The 16567-nt window shown below is 67.8% G+C and carries 18 protein-coding genes; 5 read left to right on the top strand and 13 right to left on the bottom strand.

Annotated elements, in window-relative coordinates:
- Positions 1 to 3: 3 nt before the first annotated feature.
- From flbD to DXK21_RS02440, 9 genes are all read right to left on the bottom strand, one after another.
- Positions 4 to 1416 carry a sigma-54-dependent transcriptional regulator FlbD gene (gene flbD / locus DXK21_RS02480; protein WP_114816196.1) on the bottom strand — a complete coding sequence of 471 codons (1413 nt, stop codon included), beginning with the start codon at positions 1414 to 1416 and terminating at the stop codon, positions 4 to 6.
- 77 nt (positions 1417 to 1493) lie between these two features.
- Positions 1494 to 1826 (bottom strand): flagellar motor switch protein FliN, encoded by a 333-nt coding sequence (fliN, locus tag DXK21_RS02475; protein ID WP_114816195.1) that lies wholly within the window; start codon positions 1824 to 1826, stop codon positions 1494 to 1496.
- On the bottom strand, positions 1826 to 2482 hold the full coding sequence (locus tag DXK21_RS02470; protein WP_114816194.1) for a FliH/SctL family protein: 657 nt from the start codon (positions 2480 to 2482) through the stop codon (positions 1826 to 1828). The genes fliN and DXK21_RS02470 overlap by 1 nt, the downstream gene beginning before the upstream one ends.
- Before the next feature lies 1 nt (position 2483).
- The gene (gene fliG, locus DXK21_RS02465; RefSeq protein ID WP_114816223.1) at positions 2484 to 3506 is read right to left on the bottom strand and encodes a flagellar motor switch protein FliG; all 1023 of its coding nucleotides are present in this window, start codon (positions 3504 to 3506) and stop codon (positions 2484 to 2486) included.
- An 8-nt stretch (positions 3507 to 3514) separates the two neighbouring features.
- Positions 3515 to 5155, bottom strand: coding sequence for a flagellar basal-body MS-ring/collar protein FliF (gene fliF, locus DXK21_RS02460; RefSeq protein WP_114816193.1), 1641 nt, complete (start codon positions 5153 to 5155; stop codon positions 3515 to 3517).
- A gap of 292 nt (positions 5156 to 5447) precedes the next feature.
- Positions 5448 to 6545 carry a Glu/Leu/Phe/Val family dehydrogenase gene (locus DXK21_RS02455; RefSeq protein WP_114816192.1) on the bottom strand — a complete coding sequence of 366 codons (1098 nt, stop codon included), beginning with the start codon at positions 6543 to 6545 and terminating at the stop codon, positions 5448 to 5450.
- 93 nt (positions 6546 to 6638) lie between these two features.
- Complete coding sequence (locus DXK21_RS02450) at positions 6639 to 7736, bottom strand: alpha/beta fold hydrolase (protein WP_245945065.1); 1098 nt, start codon at positions 7734 to 7736, stop codon at positions 6639 to 6641.
- A 74-nt stretch (positions 7737 to 7810) separates the two neighbouring features.
- Positions 7811 to 8428, bottom strand: a complete 618-nt coding sequence (locus DXK21_RS02445) for a uracil-DNA glycosylase family protein (RefSeq protein WP_114816191.1) — start codon at positions 8426 to 8428, stop codon at positions 7811 to 7813.
- Positions 8412 to 8732 carry a DUF3253 domain-containing protein gene (locus tag DXK21_RS02440; protein ID WP_114816190.1) on the bottom strand — a complete coding sequence of 107 codons (321 nt, stop codon included), beginning with the start codon at positions 8730 to 8732 and terminating at the stop codon, positions 8412 to 8414. The genes DXK21_RS02445 and DXK21_RS02440 overlap by 17 nt, the downstream gene beginning before the upstream one ends.
- A gap of 47 nt (positions 8733 to 8779) precedes the next feature.
- Between DXK21_RS02440 and DXK21_RS02435 the strand changes: the two genes are divergently transcribed.
- Entirely contained in the window at positions 8780 to 9214 is a 435-nt protein-coding gene (locus DXK21_RS02435; protein ID WP_114816189.1) for a PaaI family thioesterase, read from the top strand.
- Between the two features lie 6 nt (positions 9215 to 9220).
- On the opposite strand, the gene DXK21_RS02430 is transcribed toward DXK21_RS02435, so the two are convergent.
- Genes DXK21_RS02430 through DXK21_RS02420 form a run of 3 tightly spaced genes read right to left on the bottom strand, consistent with a single transcriptional unit; the run spans position 9221 to position 11462 of the window.
- Positions 9221 to 9496 (bottom strand): hypothetical protein, encoded by a 276-nt coding sequence (locus tag DXK21_RS02430; protein WP_114816188.1) that lies wholly within the window; start codon positions 9494 to 9496, stop codon positions 9221 to 9223.
- 40 nt (positions 9497 to 9536) lie between these two features.
- Positions 9537 to 10154 (bottom strand): glutathione S-transferase family protein, encoded by a 618-nt coding sequence (locus DXK21_RS02425; RefSeq protein WP_114816187.1) that lies wholly within the window; start codon positions 10152 to 10154, stop codon positions 9537 to 9539.
- A gap of 33 nt (positions 10155 to 10187) precedes the next feature.
- On the bottom strand, positions 10188 to 11462 hold the full coding sequence (locus DXK21_RS02420; RefSeq protein WP_114816186.1) for a NupC/NupG family nucleoside CNT transporter: 1275 nt from the start codon (positions 11460 to 11462) through the stop codon (positions 10188 to 10190).
- 187 nt (positions 11463 to 11649) lie between these two features.
- On the opposite strand from DXK21_RS02420, the gene DXK21_RS02415 reads away from it, so the two are divergent.
- Entirely contained in the window at positions 11650 to 12573 is a 924-nt protein-coding gene (locus tag DXK21_RS02415) for a DUF4349 domain-containing protein (protein WP_162790559.1), read from the top strand.
- Positions 12574 to 12748: 175 nt separating this feature from the next.
- Here DXK21_RS02415 and DXK21_RS02410 read toward each other — a convergent pair whose 3' ends face one another.
- Positions 12749 to 13627, bottom strand: coding sequence for a branched-chain amino acid aminotransferase (locus tag DXK21_RS02410; protein ID WP_114816184.1), 879 nt, complete (start codon positions 13625 to 13627; stop codon positions 12749 to 12751).
- Between the two features lie 88 nt (positions 13628 to 13715).
- On the opposite strand from DXK21_RS02410, the gene DXK21_RS02405 reads away from it, so the two are divergent.
- From DXK21_RS02405 to DXK21_RS02395, 3 genes are all read left to right on the top strand, one after another.
- Positions 13716 to 14447, top strand: coding sequence for a response regulator (locus DXK21_RS02405; RefSeq protein WP_114816183.1), 732 nt, complete (start codon positions 13716 to 13718; stop codon positions 14445 to 14447).
- Positions 14448 to 14640: 193 nt separating this feature from the next.
- Complete coding sequence (locus tag DXK21_RS02400; protein WP_114816182.1) at positions 14641 to 15984, top strand: ATP-binding protein; 1344 nt, start codon at positions 14641 to 14643, stop codon at positions 15982 to 15984.
- Positions 15985 to 16065: 81 nt separating this feature from the next.
- Positions 16066 to 16557, top strand: coding sequence for a hypothetical protein (locus DXK21_RS02395; protein ID WP_114816181.1), 492 nt, complete (start codon positions 16066 to 16068; stop codon positions 16555 to 16557).
- The last annotated feature ends 10 nt before the right edge of the window (positions 16558 to 16567 follow it).

Here is a 16567-nt window from a genome sequence, read left to right as displayed (position 1 = left end):
GGCCTAGCCCGCCGCGCCGTAGGCGGCGGCGACGCCCGACTGGGGCGCCGGGATGGCCGTGCCTTCGTCGGCGTATTCGTTGAGCTTGTTGCGCAGGGTGCGGATCGAGATGCCCAGGATGGTGGCCGCATGTGTGCGGTTGCCCAGGCAGTGGTTCAGGGTGTCGAGGATCAGGGTCTTTTCCATCTCGGCCACGGTCTGACCGACGAAGCTGCGGGTCATGGCGTCGGCCATCTGGGCCGCATGACCGGCGACGCCGGCGTCATAGGTCGAGGCGGTCGGCGACGGCGCGGTCGAGCCGCCTTCCAGCAGCGGACGACCGTCCGGCAGGCGGATGGCGTCGATGTCGATCTCGGGCCCCGTCGCCAGCAGGACGGCGCGATGCATGGCGTTTTCCAGCTCGCGCACGTTGCCGGGCCAGCGGTGGCCGACCAGGGCGCGGCGGGCATCCACGGAAATGGGGCGCGGCGGCACGCCGTTGGCGGCGGCGTACTTGCGGATGAAGTGGTCGGACAGGACGGCGATGTCGCCGGGCCGTTCGCGCAAAGACGGCAGGCGCAGATTCACCACGTTCAGGCGGTAGAGCAGGTCTTCGCGGAAGGTCCCCTCGGCCACGGCCTTGGCCAGGTCGCGGTTAGAGGTAGCGATGATGCGGATGTTGACCGGCACCGGCTTGGAGCCGCCGACGCGGTCGATGACCCGCTCCTGGATGGCGCGCAGCAGCTTGGCTTGCAGGCGGGCGTCCATCTCGCTGATTTCGTCCAGCAGCAGCGTGCCGCCGTCGGCCTCTTCGAACTTGCCGATGCGGCGCGCGACGGCGCCGGTGAAGGCGCCCTTCTCGTGGCCGAACAGCTCGGATTCGAGCAGGTTGTCGGGAATGGCGGCGCAGTTGACGCTGATGAAGGCGCGGTCGGCGCGCTTGGAGCCGTTGTGCAGGTGACGGGCCATCACCTCTTTGCCGACGCCGCTTTCGCCGGTGATCAGGATGGAGGCGTCCGAACGCGCCACCTGATCGGCCAAGGCCACGACCGCCTTCATCGCCGGATCGGCCGAGATCATCGGGCGCTCGTCGTCGGCCACGGCGGAAAGGACGGCGGCGATCAGATCCGCCTCGGGCGGCAGGGGGATGAACTCCTTGGCGCCGGCGCGGATGGCGTCGGCGGCTTCCTTGGCGTCGGCGTCCACGCCGCAGGCGACGATGGGCACGAAGATGCGCTCGGCGTCGTTGGCGGCGATCAGGGCGGCGATATCGATGCGGTAGTCGACCATCATCAGGTCGGCCCCCTGCCCGCGACGCAGTTGCTCGGTCGCCTGATCGGCGCGCTCGACGTGCTGGACCTTGGCGCCGTGCGCCATGGCCATCTTCACCGCCGTCGCCAGCTGTCCGCTGAGCCTGCCAACCACCAGAAGCCGCATGGGTCTTCTCCTCTAGATCTCTACTGCGAAAACCGGGCTGCCGTCACCTTGCTGCGCAATGCCTGCGCGGCATTGCTCTAGGCGCCCGAGTCCTCGGTCTTGATGATTTCCGTCATGGTCACGCCCAGGCGATCCTCGACGACGACGACCTCCCCGCGCGCGACCAGACGGTTGTTGACGAAGATGTCGATGGCCTCGCCGACCTTGCGGTCCAGCTCCAGCACCGAGCCGCGATTCAGCTTCAGCAGTTGGGCGACCGACATATGGGCCTTGCCCAGAACCGCCGAGATATTGACCGGGACGTCGAAGACGGTGGCCAGGTCGGCGGCGGACTTGTCGCCGCCCTCGTCGGCGAGGTTCAGGGCGGTGGAGTCGCCGAACTCTTCCAGGGCGAGATCGTCGGTGGCCATCAGAAGGCGCTCCTGTCGAGAGGTTCAGCATGGCCGGCCTCGGCGGCCAGGGCGGCCTCCAGGGCGGCGGAGACGCGGGCGGCGACGCCCTCGGGATCAAACTCGGCGCGACCGTCGGCCCATTCCAGGGTGAAGGCGGCGGCGGGGGCGCCGGCGTCCTCGCGGAAGGCGATCAGGCCGCTGAAGCCGGCGTCGGCGCACAGGGCTTCGATATGGGCGCGGGTCGTCTCATCCAGCCCGGCGGCGCGAACCTGCAACCGGGGCGAGGCGTCGATTTCCTGAGCCAGTTGTTCGATGGCGGCCTCCAGCGGGCGGCGCGGGAAGCGGTCGAAGGCGGCGGAGGCCAGGGCGCGGGCGGCGGCGACCGACAGTTCGGCCGACTGTCGACGGTGCGCCTCGGCGACCGTGCTCAGGGCGCCGGCGGCGTGAGAGACGGTCTGGGCCAGGGCCGACAGGGCGTCGGCGCGCAGGGCCTCGACCTCGGCCAGGGCCTGCTGGCGCGCCTCCAGCCGCGCCTGGGCCACCAGGGCCTCGACCTCGGCGGGCGCGAACGAACGCTTGGTCGGCTGCCAGGTCGAGGGGCGAACGACGTCGCCCGCCGCATCGAACTCGGTGTCGAAGATGAAGGGCCGGGCCGTGGAGAGCAAAGCGGTCATGTCAGTAGATCAACTCGTCGTCGCCGCCCTGGCCGGTCAGCATGATGTCGCCGCGCGCGGCCAGATCCTTGGCCACCTGGACCATTGTCATCTGGGCGGCGTCGACGTCCTTGAGGCGGACAGGCCCCATGGATTCCATGTCTTCGCGCATGATCTTCGAGGCGCGCTCGGACATGTTGGAGAAGAACATCTCGCGCAGGGCGTCCGACGCCCCCTTGAGCGCCAGCCCCAGCTGATCCTTCTCGACCGCGCGCAGCAGGGTCTGGACCCCGCCGGGATCGAGCCGCGACAGGTCCTCGAAGACGAACATCAGCGCGCGGATGCGTTCGGCGGAATCGCGGCTGCGTTCCTCCAGGGCGCCGATGAAGCGGGCCTCGGTCTGGCGGTCGAAGCTGTTGAAGATGTCGGCCATCAGTTCATGGCTGTCGCGCTTGGACGTCCGCGCCAGGTTGGACATGAACTCGGTGCGCAGGGTCTGTTCGATCTTGTCGAGGATGTCGCGCTGGACCGGCTCCATGCGCAGCATCCGCTGAACGCATTCCAGCGCGAAGTCCTCAGGCAGGGCCGTCAGCACGCGCGAGGCGTGGTCGGGTTTGACCTTGGACAGGACCACGGCGACCGTCTGGGGGTATTCGTTCTTCAGGTAGTTGGCGAGAACGGCCTCGTTCACATTGCCCAGCTTGTCCCACATGGTCCGACCGGCGGGGCCGCGGATTTCCTCCATCAGGGCGTCGACGCGGTCGCCGGACATGAAGGAGGCCAGCAGGCGCTGGGTCTGTTCGTAGCTTCCCATCAGGGCGCCCGACCCGCCGATGCCCGAGACGAATTCGACCAGGACTTCCTCGACCACCGAGGCCGTGACGGCGCCCAGACCGGCCATGGCCTGAGAGACCTCCTTGATCTCTTCCTCGTCGAGCTGCTGCCACAGGATCGTGTGCTCTTCTCCAAGCGACAGCAGGACCACCGCGGCCTTTTCAGGCCCCGTCAGCTTACGGATATCGTCGACTGCGCCCTTTTTGCTCACGAGACGAGTCATGAGGTCTCATGCACCCACGACCGGAGGATCGCGGTCGATTCCTCCGGGTGGGAGTCCACGAAGTCGGCGACCTTCTTGATCGAGGAGGCCTTCACCTGTCCCTCGATACGGGCGATATCGATCCGCTGATCCATCTCCGACGGCCCGGCCAGCATCTGCGGCGCGCCCGGCAGGGTTCCGCCGACCAGCTGGGTGTCCAGCGGCGTGACCGGCAGACCGTTGGCGCCGACAAGGGCGGGCACGCCGCCGCCGCCCGAAGCGGTCTTCAACAGGGGGCGGACGACGAAGAAGATCAACAGCAAGCCAGTGACCAGCAGGACCAGCAGTTCGACCCCGCGCATGATGTCGTTCTTGTCAAAGTTGAACATCGACGAGCCTTCGTCCGCGCCCGGCGCCGCCGAGGGTTCGCGGTTGAAGCGGACGTTGACCACTTCGATCTTGTCGCCGCGCGTCTCGTCGATGCCGACGGCGGCGGCGACCAGGGTCTTGATCTGCTGGACTTCTTCCGGCGTGCGCGGGGCGTAGGTCGGCTCGCCCTTGCCGTCGGCGGCGGGGGTATACTTGCCGTCCACGGCGACCGAGACCGACAGCTTCTTGACCTCGCCCGGCTCCTTGACCGTCGTCGTCGTGGTGTTGGAGATCTCGTAGTTGGTCGTCTCGGTATTTTCCGAGTTGGTCGAGCCGACCGGCGTGGCGTTCGGGGCCTGACCGCCGGGGATGTTGTTGGTGGCGGTGACGCCGCCGTCGGCCTGACCCGTCGTGTCCTGCGACTGCGAGCCGTTGGTCGAGGTCGAGCGGACGACCTGGCCGTCGGGATCGAACTTCTGTTCCTGGGTGGTCGAGCGGCTGTGGTCGATGTCGGCCGTGACCTGGACGCGGGCCGCGCCGGCGCCGACGACGCCCTCGACGATGTCCTTGATGCGGGTCTGCAACTGGGACTCGGTCGTGGCCTTGGCGGCCTCGGCGTTGGCCGAGGTGAAGCCTGAGTCTTCCGAGCCCGCCGCCAGCGTGCGGTTGGACTGGTCCGTCACCGTGACCTTGTCCGGCTTCAGGTTCGGCACCGAGGAGGCCACGACGTTGCGGATGGCGCGGACCTGATCAGCGCTGAGGTCGCGACCGCCGACGCCGACGACCACGGCGGCGGTCGGGTCGGTGGCGGCGGCCTGGAACATCTCGCGCCGCGGCATGGTGATGTGGACGCGGGCCGAGGTGATGCCGCGCATCGACATGATGGTGCGCGACAGCTCGCCTTGCAGGGCGCGCTGCTCGTTCAGATTCTGCTGAAACTCGGTCTGGCCCAGCACCGACTGGTTGTCGAAGATCTCGTAGCCGACGCTGCCCGAGGTCACGAGCCCCTTGCCCGCCAGCATCAGGCGCGCCGTGCCGACCTCGTCGCGGCTGACGAAGATGGTCGAGCCATCGCCCTTGGAGCTGTACTTGATGCCCGCCTGGTCCAGGGCGGCGCTGATCTCGGAGGCTTCGCGCAGGTCGAGGTTGGAATAGAGCAGAGCGTCAGGCGCCTGGCCCACACGCAGCATGACAGCGACCAGCACCGCCGCGACGCCGGCGGCGACGCCTAGCACTGCGGCCAAGCGGCCGATCCCGAACTTCTGCAACGCCGCCGTGAAGCCGCCCACGCGTCCCCGCCCATCCACTGGCGGGTCGAACTGGCCCCGCTAGGCAGAAACTGCCGTGTGGATGGTAAACGCCGCGTTAAGATGCGTTAAAGATTGAAGGAATCCCGCCCGGCCGCTTTCCTTCCCATGGCATGGGGAGGTGGATCGGCGGCGAAGCCGACGAGACGGAGGGGGCGAGGTTGCGCCGCCCCCTCCACCGCTACGCGGTCCCCCTCCCCATGAAATGGGGAGGAAAGAAAAGGCGGCGCGCCTTTCGACACGCCGCCTTTCCTGAACTTCAACCGATGAAGGCTTAGGCCGCCTTCAGCAGCTCGGCCTTCTGGTCCGCCGCCGCCTTGATGCGGGCTTCGGCGATGGCGTCGGCGATCAGGTGGGTCGGCTTGTTCTCGGCCACCGAGCGCTCGAGGATTTCCTCGAAGGTCTCCATCAGGCGCGACAGCTTGCCTTCGACCCAGGAGGGGTCATAGGCGCCGCCCGACTGGCGGGCGTTCATTTCCGAGGCGACGTTGATGATGCCGCCGCCGTTGACGACGTAGTCGGGGGCGTACAGTACGCCGCGACGGAACAGCTCGTCGCCGATGTCGGCGGTGGCCAGCTGGTTGTTGGCGGCGCCGCAGACGGCCTTGACCTTGAGGCGGTCCAGCGTCTGCAGGTTCAGCGTCGCGCCCAGGGCGCAGGGCGCGTAGACGTCGGCGGCGACGTCATAGATGGCGTCGGGGGCGACGATCTCGGCGCCGGTCTTGGCGGCGACGGCGTCAAGGTTGGCCTGGTTGACGTCGGTGATGATCAGCTTGGCGCCGGCCTTGTGCAGCTTCTCGGCCAGATAGGCGCCGACGTGGCCCACGCCCTGGATGGCGACCGTCAGGCCGGTCATGTCGTCCTGCTTGAACAGGCGACGGGCCACGACCAAGTTCGAGCGGAACACGCCCTCGGCGGTGACGGGGCTGGGGTCGCCCGAGGCTTCCGGGCCGTCCTTCAGGCCGAGCACGTATTCCGTGACCTTGCGGGCCTCGGCGATGTCCTCGACCGAGGTGCCGACGTCTTCGGCGGCGTAGTAGTTGCCGCCCAGGCCGTTCAGGAAGCGACCGAAGGCGCGGAACAGCTCCGGCGACTTCTGGGTGCGGCTGTCGCCGATGATGACCGACTTGCCGCCGCCCATTTCGAGGTCGGCGACCGCGTTCTTGTAGCTCATGCCCTTGGACAGACGAAGCACGTCTTCCAGCGCTTCCTCAGCGGTGGCGTAGTTCCACATGCGGGTGCCGCCGACGGCGGGGCCGCGCGCGGTGGAGTGAACCGCGACGATGGCCTTCAGGCCGGTTTTCTCGTCATGGAAGGCGTGGACGCCTTCATGGTTCGCGAAAGAGGGGGAATCAAACAGCGTCTTGCCCATGACAGGCCTTTCCTGGGGTATTTTTTATTGCGCGAGGAGATACGCCGCGCCCGCCTAAACGGCAAGCATGACGGTTTCGCGTCAGGAAAAGACTCAGCGCGCCTTGGGATCAGCCCGCAGCGCCGGCAGCACCGGCCCGGCCCCGGACGGCAGGGGGGCGGCGGCGTCGCGCAGCCAGGCCTCGACGTCGCGATAGACGACCTCGCCTTGCAGGTCGCGGTTCAGGATGTGCCAGCCGTTCGGATAGTAGGCGGTGCGCAGGTTGGGCCGCTCGCCCGCCCGCTCCAGCGCCAGGCGCATCGGCCCCTTGCGCACGATCTGGTCGTGGGCGCCGTAGAGCAGCAGGGTCGGTTTCTCGATCGCGCCGAGACGCATCGAGGCCGCCTCCATCAGATCGACCAGGCCGTGCATGGAATCGAAGCGGGTGGAGAGGATGCTCTGCGGATCGCGTCCGTTGCGGATCAGCTCCAGCGTATTGTCCGAGGCGCGGATGTTGCGGACGGCGAAGGCGGGGGGCTCGACCGTCTTGGGGCCCATCAGGCGGGCGGCGGCCCAGAGGCCCGCCCGGTTGAACGGGCTCTGGCTGGACCAGCCCCAGACGCCGGGGGCCAGCAGGACGACCCGGTCGGCGTCAGGCGGGGCCTCGCCCCCAAAGGCGGCGATGGTCGAGGAGCCGCCCATGCTTTCGCCCGCCACCACGATCAGGGCGTTCGGGCGCTCGGCGCGGACAAGCGAAACGATGGTGCGCAGGTCGGCGCTGGTCAGGCTTTCCGGCGCGAACTCGCCGCGATGGGGCGACAGGCCGAAGCCGCGCTGATCATAGGCCCAGGTCTCGATGCCGCGCGTGGCCCACCACGGCCCGGCCAGTCGGAAGGAGGCGTAGTGGTCGTTGAAGCCATGCAGGGCGACGATGACGGCCCAGGGCTGCTGGCCGCTCTCGGGGCTCCAGCGCAGATAGGGCAGCCGGGCTCCGTCCTGCACGACGAAGACGCCGCGGCCCAGGGTTCCGGCCTCGATGCGCGGGCCGTTGAAACCGTTGGGCGGGGTCTGGGGCGTCTGAAGATGGGGCGTGGCGCAGGCGGACAGGACTAGGGCGAAAAGCGCCGCCCTTCCTACTCGCTCACCCCGGCGGACGCCGGGGCCCAGTGCTTTGGCTGCACGCGCAAGGCTGGCGAACACGGCAGCGATCAAGTCCCAACTCAGCTTCATGATGCCCAAAGCACTGGATCCCGGCGTCCGCCGGGATGAGCGGATTAGAAAGGTCGTCACCCGAGAATGACTCGGACCCGCTCGCGAAGGTAGGGCAGAACCTCGGCCTCGAACCACGGGTTTTTGCGCAGCCAGGCGGTATTGCGCCAGGACGGGTGCGGCAGGGGCAGGATGGCGGGGGCGGAGTCGCGCCAAGCGCGGACGGTCTCGGTCATGTTGGACTTGGCCCGGTCGCCTAGCGCCCAAGTCTGGGCGTAGCCGCCAACCAGCAGGGTGAGCTCGACGTTCGGCAGTTCGGCCAGCAGCCGGGGCCGCCACAGCTCGGCGCAGCGACGCGGCGGCGGGTAGTCGCCGCCCTTCGGGTTCGTGCCGGGAAAACAGAAGGCCTGGGCGGCGACGCCGAGACGCGGATCGCCGTAGAAGGTCGCCTCATCGACGCCCATCCAGTCGCGCAGACGGACGCCGGATGGGTCGGTGAAGGGCAGACCGCTCTCATACACCCGCCGCCCCGGCGCCTGGCCGCAGATCAGCAGGCGCGTTTCGGGCGCGACCATGACCACCGGGCGCGGCGTGTGGGGCAGATGACCCAGGCAGGCCCGGCAGGCGCGGATGTCGGCCAAGACGTCGGCCAGGCCGTTCTCCGGGCCGGTGTCCGGTTCAGTCGAAATCGTCATCCGATTTTTCGACCGGCGGCAGGGCCGCCAAGGCTGCAGCCGTCTCGGCCTCGGTCGGCAGGCGCAGACGAATCACGCCCTTGAAGGCGTTGGGGTCGACCGCCTTGCCCTTCTTGGTGATGGTCAGCTTGCCCTGACGCATCAGGCCCAGGGCCGTGGCGCGTACCTTGGGCAGCATCCGCTGCCACTGCTCGGGCTGCAGCTCTTTGGCCACGTCCGAGGGTTCAATGCTCTTGCCGCCGACGTTCTTGGGGTCGGCCTTGGCCAGTTTTTCAAAAATGGCCGCTTCGATTGGATCGCTCATAGGGTCTATATGCTGCACCGCAAGATCGGAAAGAAGGCGTAATCGGCATGGTCGCGAAAATCACAGTCACCGAAGGCGAGTTCGCCGGCTGGCAGACCTATGACCTGCATGACACCTTCGACGTGGTGGTGGGTCCCTTTTACGGCAAGCTGGACTCCGACGGCCATATGCGCTGCGCCTTTCGGGCCGAGCAGAAGCATATGAACGCCGGGGGGCGCATGCACGGCGGCTGCCTGATGACATTCGCCGACATCGCCATGTTCCAGATCGCCTATCAGGAGATGGAGGGCGCGTCCGGCGTGACGGTGCAGCTGGATTCCACCTTCATCGACGGCGCCTATGTTGGCGAACTGATCGAAGCGACCGGCCAGGTGACGAAGGCCGGCAAGAGCCTGATCTTCGTGCGCGGCCAGATCAACACGGGCGAGCGGCTGCTGATGACCTTCTCGGGCGTGATTCGGAAGTTCACGCCGCGCGACTGAGGCCGCCTACTTCGCAGGCGCGGCGTAAACCACCCGGCATTCGCCGTCGACCGTAGTGTAGCGGCCGTTGGCGGCGTCCACGAAGGCGATGCGGCCGCCGTCGTTGTATTCGACCTTGCCGGTCGAGCGGCCCTTAAAGGTCTCGACGCCATAGGTCCAGCAGGTGATGTCCGCCGGGCGGTCGCTGAAGGTCGCGTCATTGCGCGCGCGCCGGCTTTCGGTGCAGGCGGCGGCGGAGACGGCGAGACCCAGGGCGAGGGTGATCGTGAAAGCTCTGTTCATGCCGCACAGCTTGGCATGACGAACAGCGTCCGAAAAGCGCTTAGACGCCCGCCTTGGCCGCCGGGCGGGCGCGGCAATCCTCCATCCAGCGGGCCAGATGGGTGAACTCTTCCGGCGGGCGGTATTTGACCAGACGGGCGAAGTCCAAACCGACCGCCGCGACGATGTCGGCGATGGTGAAGCGGTCGGCGGCGATGAAGGCGTGCTCGGCCAGTTGGCGGTCCAGCAGACGCATGAACTTCTCGGCGCCGACGCGGCTGTATTCCGCCACCTGCGGCTGAGGGGCTTCCAGAGCGGCCAGGGCCGGGTGGCTGAAGCGGACATTCAGCATCATCGGATTGGCCAGGTAGATCTCGCAGCGGCGGGTCCACATCTCGATCAGCGCCTGTTCCTTTGCGTCGTGACCGAACAGGTTGGGCTCTGGATACAGGGCCTCCAGATAGCGGCAGATGGCGATGGATTCCGAGATGCAGGTCCCGTCGTCCAGTTCCAGCGCCGGGACGTGGGGCACGCCGACCTTGGCGCGATAGTCCGCCGTGCGGTGCTGACCGGCCAGCAGGTCGATCTCGACGAACTCAACGTTGTCGACGCCCTTCTCGGCCATGACCCAGCGGACCCGGCGCGGGTTGGGCGCGCGATGCGAGGTGTAGAGCTTCATCCGACGATACCCCCTCAGTTTCTGGAAAACGCTTTACTGGCCGAACACCGAGGCCGGCATGGCCCCGACGATGCAGGCGGTCATCAGGGTGGCCAGGAAGCCGGCGAACAGGGCCTTCCACACCAGACCCAGAACCTCTTCGCGGCGCTCGGGCATCAGCACCGACAGGCCGGTGACGGTGATGCCGACCGAGCCGATGTTGGCGAAGCCGCACAGGGCGTAGGTCATCAGCATCCGCGTGCGCTCGCTCATGTCGCCGGCGGGCACCTCGCCCAGCTTGATGAAGGCGACGAACTCGGTCAGCGTCAGCTTGACGCCCAGCAGCCAGCCCGCGGTATGGGCGTCGGCCCATTCCACCCCGATCAGCCAGGCGACCGGCGAGAAGAGCACGCCGAGGATGCGCTCGACGCTCAGTTGCTCGCCGCCGATCCAGAAGGCGCCCAGCATGACATTGGCCAGAGCCACCAGGGCCACGAAGACGATCAGCACCGCCGAGATGTTCAGCACCACCATCAGGCCGTCCGAGGTGCCCTTGACGATGGCGTCCACGGCCCCGTCGTATTTCAGGGCCGAGTTGTAGTCGGCGACCGCCCCGCCCTGCCCCGGCTTCTCGGGGATGATGATGCGGGCCAGAAGGATGCCCGCCGGGGCCGAGACGATGGAGGCGACCAGGACGTGGCCCGCCGCATTGGTCAGGACCGGGCCCAGGATGGTGGCGTAGGCCACCATGGTCGAGCCGGCGACAGTGGCCAGGCCGACCACCATCATCAGGAAGACTTCCGACCGGGTCAGCTTGTCCAGATAGGCGCGGATGACGATGGGGCTTTCGATCATGCCCAGGAAGACGTTGGCCGCGACCGCCAGGGCCGAGGCGCCGCCCAGTCCCATGGTCTTCTGGAACAGGAAGCCGAAGCCCAGGGTGATCCACTTCAGGATCTTCCAGTGCCACAGCAGGGCCGACAGGGCCGAGATCACCAGGATCAGCGGCAGAACCTTGAAGGCGAAGGTGAACAGGGCGCCCTCATTGGCGACGGCATAGGGCTGAGCCCCGCCGGCCAAATAGCCGAAGACGAACTTGGTCCCCTCTTCCGTGGCCAGTTCCAGCCCCTTCACCGCATTGTTGATGCCGTCCAGCACCACCTGCGAGCCCGGAATGGCGAAGGTCGCCAGCACCAGGGCCGCCTGAACCGCCACAGCGCCGATCGCCAACCGCCAGGGGAAGACCTTGCGGTTCTCGGACACCGCCCAGCAGAGGGCGATGATGACGACCAGGCCGAACAGGCTCTGGAGGTTCAGGAGGGTGAACATGGGAAAGGCGGCTCCGGGAGCGACCGACGGCCGAGAGCCGCCTTTAAAATCTGCTTGAACGCTACCGCGCGGCTTCTGGTCAAGTGCGCATGCGGCGTCCTGCCGCGCCGAAGCCTCGCTGCAGTCTAAACTTCGCCGTTATGCAGGCGGCCAATCGCCGTTACGTCATCAAATGGGGAGAGGTCGGATGCGCAAGGAACTGATCTGGGCGACGGCGGCGAGCGCCCTGCTCGCGGGGTGTCAGGACGGGTCGCGCCAGTACGCCGACGAAGCGGTGGACGTGGCCCTGATGGAGGCGGCGCCGCCAGCCGATGCGGCGGCTTCAGCGCCGACGGCCGCGACCAGCAGCGCTGCGCCGGTTGTGGCGCCCAGCATCGCCTACGCCTATCGCTTCGGGCTGGAGCTTCCGGCCGAAGCGGCGACGCGCCTCATGGCGAAGCATGAACAGGCCTGCACAGCCGCCGGCGCGTCGGCCTGTCAGGTGATCGGTTCGAACTCCAGCCGGGTCGGTCGCGATTCCGTTGAGGCCCGCCTCGAGATGCGCGCCACGCCCGCCTACGTCGCCCGTTTCCGCGCGGCGCTGGACGGCGAGGCCAAGGGGGTCGGCGGCCGGGTGGCCGAACAGGCCGTCGAGAGCGAGGACCTGACCCGGCAACTGGTCGACACAGAGGCGCGGATGCGGGCGATGGAGACCCTGCGCGACCGGCTGCAGCAGCTTCTGGCCACGCGCAGCGGCCCGCTGGAGCAACTGCTGCAGGTCGAGCGTGAACTGGCGCGGGTGCAGGGCGAACTGGACGCGACGCGTTCGGCTTTGGCGGTCATGCGGACGCGGGTGCAGACCTCGAAGCTGGACGTGACCTATCGGGCGGCGGGGCAGTTGGCGCCCGACAGCGCCCTGAGGCCTGTCACCGACGCCCTGGGCCAGGCGGCCTATCTGTTCATGTCGACGTTGGGCGCGCTGATCATGCTGCTGGCCGGGGCCCTGCCGCTGTTGCTGGTGTTCGCGCCGCTGGCGTGGCTGGGGTGGCGCTGGCGTCAGAAACGCGCCGCGCAGCGCCGAGCCGCCGAGGCGGCGCGCAAGAAAAAGGCGGAGGGTGAGCCCTCCGCCTGATCGCAGTTTTCTTCCTCCCCATTCCATGGGGAGGTGGCTCGACCGCAAGGCGGTCGAGACGGAGGGGCGGCGGCGCCGTCAGCTGATCACGCGCTTCGACCACCCGATGTCGAGTCGCCCCCTCCACCGCTGCGCGGTCCCCCTCCCCACGCGTGGGGAGGAAAGGCTATCCATCTTACAGCTGGCCGCGGACCAGCTTGCCGTAGTCGTCCATCAGGGTCAGCGACAGGTCGCCGGGCGTGAAGCGGTAGTCGCCGATCTCGCTGACGGGCGTGACCTCGGCGGCCGAGCCGGTGAGGAAGCATTCCGAGAAGTTGGACAGTTCTTCCGGCAGGATGTCGCGGACCACGACCTCGATGCCCTTGGCCTGGGCCATCTCGATGATGGTCTGGCGGGTGATGCCGTCCAGGATGTGGTCGACGCGCGGCGTGTGCAGGACGCCGTTCTGGACGAAGAAGACGTTGGCGCCGGTGGCCTCGGCGACATAGCCGCGCCAGTCCAGCATCATGGCGTCGGCGAAGCCGCGCTTTTCAGCCGCCGTCTTGGACATGGTGCAGATCATGTAAAGGCCGCCGGCCTTGGCCGTCGACGGGGCCGTGGCCGGGTCGGGGCGGCGCCACTTGGCCCACTCCAGACGGATGCCCTTCTTCTTGACCTCGGGGTCGAAATAGCTGGGCCATTCCCAGGCGGCGATGGCCAGGTGGACCTTGCTGTTCAGCGAGGAGACGCTGAGCTGTTCGGCGCCCAGATAGGCCACCGGGCGGATGTAGCACTCGCTCAGGCCGTTCTTTTCGCAGGTTTCCTTGCAGGCCGCGTCGATCTCGGCCACGCTGTAGGGAATGTCGAAGTCCAGCAGCTCGGCCGAGCGTTTCAGCCTTTGGCTGTGCGCCGTCAGCTTGAAGATTTCGCCGCCGTACATACGCTCACCCTCGAACACCGACGAGCCGTAGTGAAGGCCATGGGTCAGAACGTGCGTTTTCGCGTCCCGCCAGGGCACGAATGCGCCGTCAAACCAGATCCAGCCGTCACGATCGTCGAAAGGAACGAAGGCCATTGAATAACGTCTCCCGGGGATGTGATCCGGTTACACTCTTCTCTCCCGCCGCCGTCAACGCCTTGCGTTCGGCAGGATCGCCCAAAGCATGACTGACACCCGTTCTTCCAGCCGTTCCGGCCCCGTCGCAGCACCCGGCACGGGTCGCCATCTGCTCGTGGTCGATGACGACGACAGAATCCGCGAACTGCTGAAAGAGTTCCTGGCGCGCGAGGGCTATCGCGTCACCGGCGCCGCCCACGCGGGCGCGGCGCGACGGCTGGTGGAGCTGATCGAGTTCGACCTGATCGTGCTGGACGTGATGATGCCCGGCGAGAGCGGGTTCGACCTGACCACCTGGATCCGCAGCCAGGCGGCCCTGTCCAAGACCCCGGTCCTGCTGTTGACGGCCAAGGGCGACCCCAACGACCGGATCGAGGGCCTGTCACGCGGGGCTGACGACTATATGTCCAAGCCCTTCGATCCGCGCGAGCTGGCGCTGCGGATCGAGGCCATCCTGCGCCGCACCGGCGGCAAGCCGCTGACGCCGCGCGAAATCCACATGGGACCGGCGGTGTTCGACATGGAGCGGCTGGAGCTGACCCGCGACGGCGTGCTGCAACGCCTGACCGAGGCCGAGGCGCAACTGTTGAAGACCCTGGCCATCCACGCCCATTCGCCGGTCGAGCGGATGAACCTGTCGCCCGACACCGCCGATATCACCGGGCGCGCCGTGGACGTCCAGGTGACGCGCCTGCGCCGCAAGCTGGAGGCCGACCCCAAGAACCCGCGCTATCTGCAGACCGTGCGCGGCGTCGGCTATATGCTGGCCCCGGATTGAGGGCTTTGCTTCTCGCTCCCTCGCTCTCCTCTGCCGTCATCCCCGGCCTTGTGCCGGGGATCCAGAACCGCGACCTCGACGGGTCGAAGCGACGAGCTTCACTATCGAGCGGCGTGTTTCTGGATTCTCGGGACGGGCCCGAGAATGACGTGAGAATAGCAACACGATTGCACACCCTATCCAGGCCCCTAAAATGAGGCTGCTGCCCTTCAACGTCTGGGCGCGGATGATCAAGCGCCGCCTGCCCTCCTCGCTGTGGGGGCGGTCGCTGCTGATCATCGTCCTGCCGGTCCTGATCATGCAGGGGGCCGTGACCTGGGCCTTCTTCGACGCCCACTGGCAGGCCGTGACCGCGCGCCTGTCCGAAGGCCTGGCCGGGGACGTGGCCTGGGCCGCCGAGAGCTATCGCGACCAACCGACGCCGCAGAACCTGACCGTCATCGCCGACCGGGCCGAACGGTCGATGCAGTTGTCCATCGCGTTTCAGGAAGGCGCCGTCCTGCCCAAGGAACAGCGGCGCGGGGCGCTGGGCGTCGTCGACCGGACCCTGGAGAAGGCCCTGGCCTCGCGGCTGGATCAGCCCTTCTGGTACGATACGACCCGCTATCCCGCCTATGTCGATATCCGGGTGCAGGAGCCGGGCGGGGTGCTGCGCGTCATCGCCCCGCGCGAACGGGCCGTGGCGACCCAGGCCCACATCTTCGTCCTGTGGCTGACAGTCGCCACCGTGCTGTTGCTGGGAGTGGCGGTGCTGTTCATCCGCAATCAGGTACGGGCCATCGAACGTCTGGCCGACGCGGCCGAGGCCTTTGGTCGAGGCGAGACCGTGCCGCGCTTCAAGCCCCACGGCGCGCGCGAGGTGCGGGCCGCCGCCAGCGCCTTCCTGGACATGCGCGCCCGCATCCAGCGCCATATCGAGCAGCGCACGGCCCTGCTGGCCTCGGTCAGCCACGACCTGCGCACGCCCCTGACCCGTCTGCGCCTCGAACTGGCCCTGGCCCCGCCCTTCAAGCGGGCCGAGGCGATGAAGGGCGATCTGGACGAGATGGAGCACATGATCGACGAATACCTGGCCTTTGCGCGCGGCGAGGCAGGTGAAGCGATCCAGGCGGTGTCGGTCCCCGAGATGCTGCGCCGCGCCGCCGAGGACGCCCGCCGCGCCGGCGCCGAGGTCACGGTCGAGACGCCCGATGAACTGGACGCCCAGCTGCGCCCCCTCGCCTTCCGCCGCGCCCTGAACAATCTGGCCGGCAACGCCGCCGTCCATGGCGAGCATGTGCGGCTGTCAGCCCGCCCCCTGCCCTCCGGCGGGCTGGAGATCGCGGTCGAGGACGACGGTCCGGGCATCCCCGAGGACATGCACGAAGAGGCCTTCCGGCCCTTTTCCCGGCTGGACGCCTCGCGCAATCAGAACAGCAAGGGCGTGGGTCTGGGCCTGGCCATCGCCCGCGACGTGGCGCGCGGTCACGGCGGCGACATCACCCTGAGCCGCAGCGACCTGGGCGGCTTGAAGGCGTCAATCCGCCTGCCGGGATAAATCTTCGCGGCCTCTAGCGTGACTGTAAAATCAGGACCATCTTGCCACTGTTCCAGGGGGGCCTGGATCAGGAGACCTATCATGCGTCATTTCGCATTCCTTGCACCGCTCACCGCCGCTATGGCCCTGGCCGGCGCTGTGGCCGCTCAACCGTCAGCCGTCGTCGTCAAGGTCAGCCCCGACTTCGCCAAGACCGCCGCTGAACTGGGCGAGCGTGAGGTCCAGCAGCAGGCCGATGACCTGGCCCGCACCGTCGAACGCGTCCTGAACGCGCAACAGGCTCTGGACGGCGCCCGGATCGAGTTGGTCATCACTGACCTGAAGCCGAACCGTCCGACGATGCAGCAGGCCGCCCTCAAGCCCGGTCTCGACATGATGCGCAGCATCTCGCTGGGCGGCGCCGCCATAGAGGGCACGATCACGACCGCTTCGGGCGAAGTTCAGCCGGTCAAGTACGACTACTACTCGACCAATCTTGCTGACGTGCGCGGCTACAGCACCTGGCAGGACGCCGGCACTGCGTTCAACCGGCTGGCGCGCAACCTGGCTGAAGGGCGCTACGTCGTTCGCTAGGGGGCTAGGC

The sequence above is a fragment of the Brevundimonas bullata genome (assembly GCF_003350205.1).
Taxonomy (GTDB): Bacteria; Pseudomonadota; Alphaproteobacteria; order Caulobacterales; family Caulobacteraceae; genus Brevundimonas; species Brevundimonas bullata.
Note: the sequence above shows the minus strand (reverse complement) of the source record. Positions and strands in the feature narration are given on the sequence as shown.

Coding starts and splice junctions, on each gene's coding strand:
- flbD (WP_114816196.1), bottom strand. CDS start 1,416: ATGCGGCTTCTGGTGGTTGGCAGGCTCAGCGGACAGCTGGCGACGGCG.
- fliN (WP_114816195.1), bottom strand. CDS start 1,826: ATGGCCACCGACGATCTCGCCCTGGAAGAGTTCGGCGACTCCACCGCC.
- DXK21_RS02470 (WP_114816194.1), bottom strand. CDS start 2,482: ATGACCGCTTTGCTCTCCACGGCCCGGCCCTTCATCTTCGACACCGAG.
- DXK21_RS02455 (WP_114816192.1), bottom strand. CDS start 6,545: ATGGGCAAGACGCTGTTTGATTCCCCCTCTTTCGCGAACCATGAAGGC.
- DXK21_RS02445 (WP_114816191.1), bottom strand. CDS start 8,428: ATGACGATTTCGACTGAACCGGACACCGGCCCGGAGAACGGCCTGGCC.
- DXK21_RS02440 (WP_114816190.1), bottom strand. CDS start 8,732: ATGAGCGATCCAATCGAAGCGGCCATTTTTGAAAAACTGGCCAAGGCC.
- DXK21_RS02435 (WP_114816189.1), top strand. CDS start 8,780: ATGGTCGCGAAAATCACAGTCACCGAAGGCGAGTTCGCCGGCTGGCAG.
- DXK21_RS02430 (WP_114816188.1), bottom strand. CDS start 9,496: ATGAACAGAGCTTTCACGATCACCCTCGCCCTGGGTCTCGCCGTCTCC.
- DXK21_RS02425 (WP_114816187.1), bottom strand. CDS start 10,154: ATGAAGCTCTACACCTCGCATCGCGCGCCCAACCCGCGCCGGGTCCGC.
- DXK21_RS02420 (WP_114816186.1), bottom strand. CDS start 11,462: ATGTTCACCCTCCTGAACCTCCAGAGCCTGTTCGGCCTGGTCGTCATC.
- DXK21_RS02415 (WP_162790559.1), top strand. CDS start 11,650: ATGCGCAAGGAACTGATCTGGGCGACGGCGGCGAGCGCCCTGCTCGCG.
- DXK21_RS02410 (WP_114816184.1), bottom strand. CDS start 13,627: ATGGCCTTCGTTCCTTTCGACGATCGTGACGGCTGGATCTGGTTTGAC.
- DXK21_RS02405 (WP_114816183.1), top strand. CDS start 13,716: ATGACTGACACCCGTTCTTCCAGCCGTTCCGGCCCCGTCGCAGCACCC.
- DXK21_RS02400 (WP_114816182.1), top strand. CDS start 14,641: ATGAGGCTGCTGCCCTTCAACGTCTGGGCGCGGATGATCAAGCGCCGC.
- DXK21_RS02395 (WP_114816181.1), top strand. CDS start 16,066: ATGCGTCATTTCGCATTCCTTGCACCGCTCACCGCCGCTATGGCCCTG.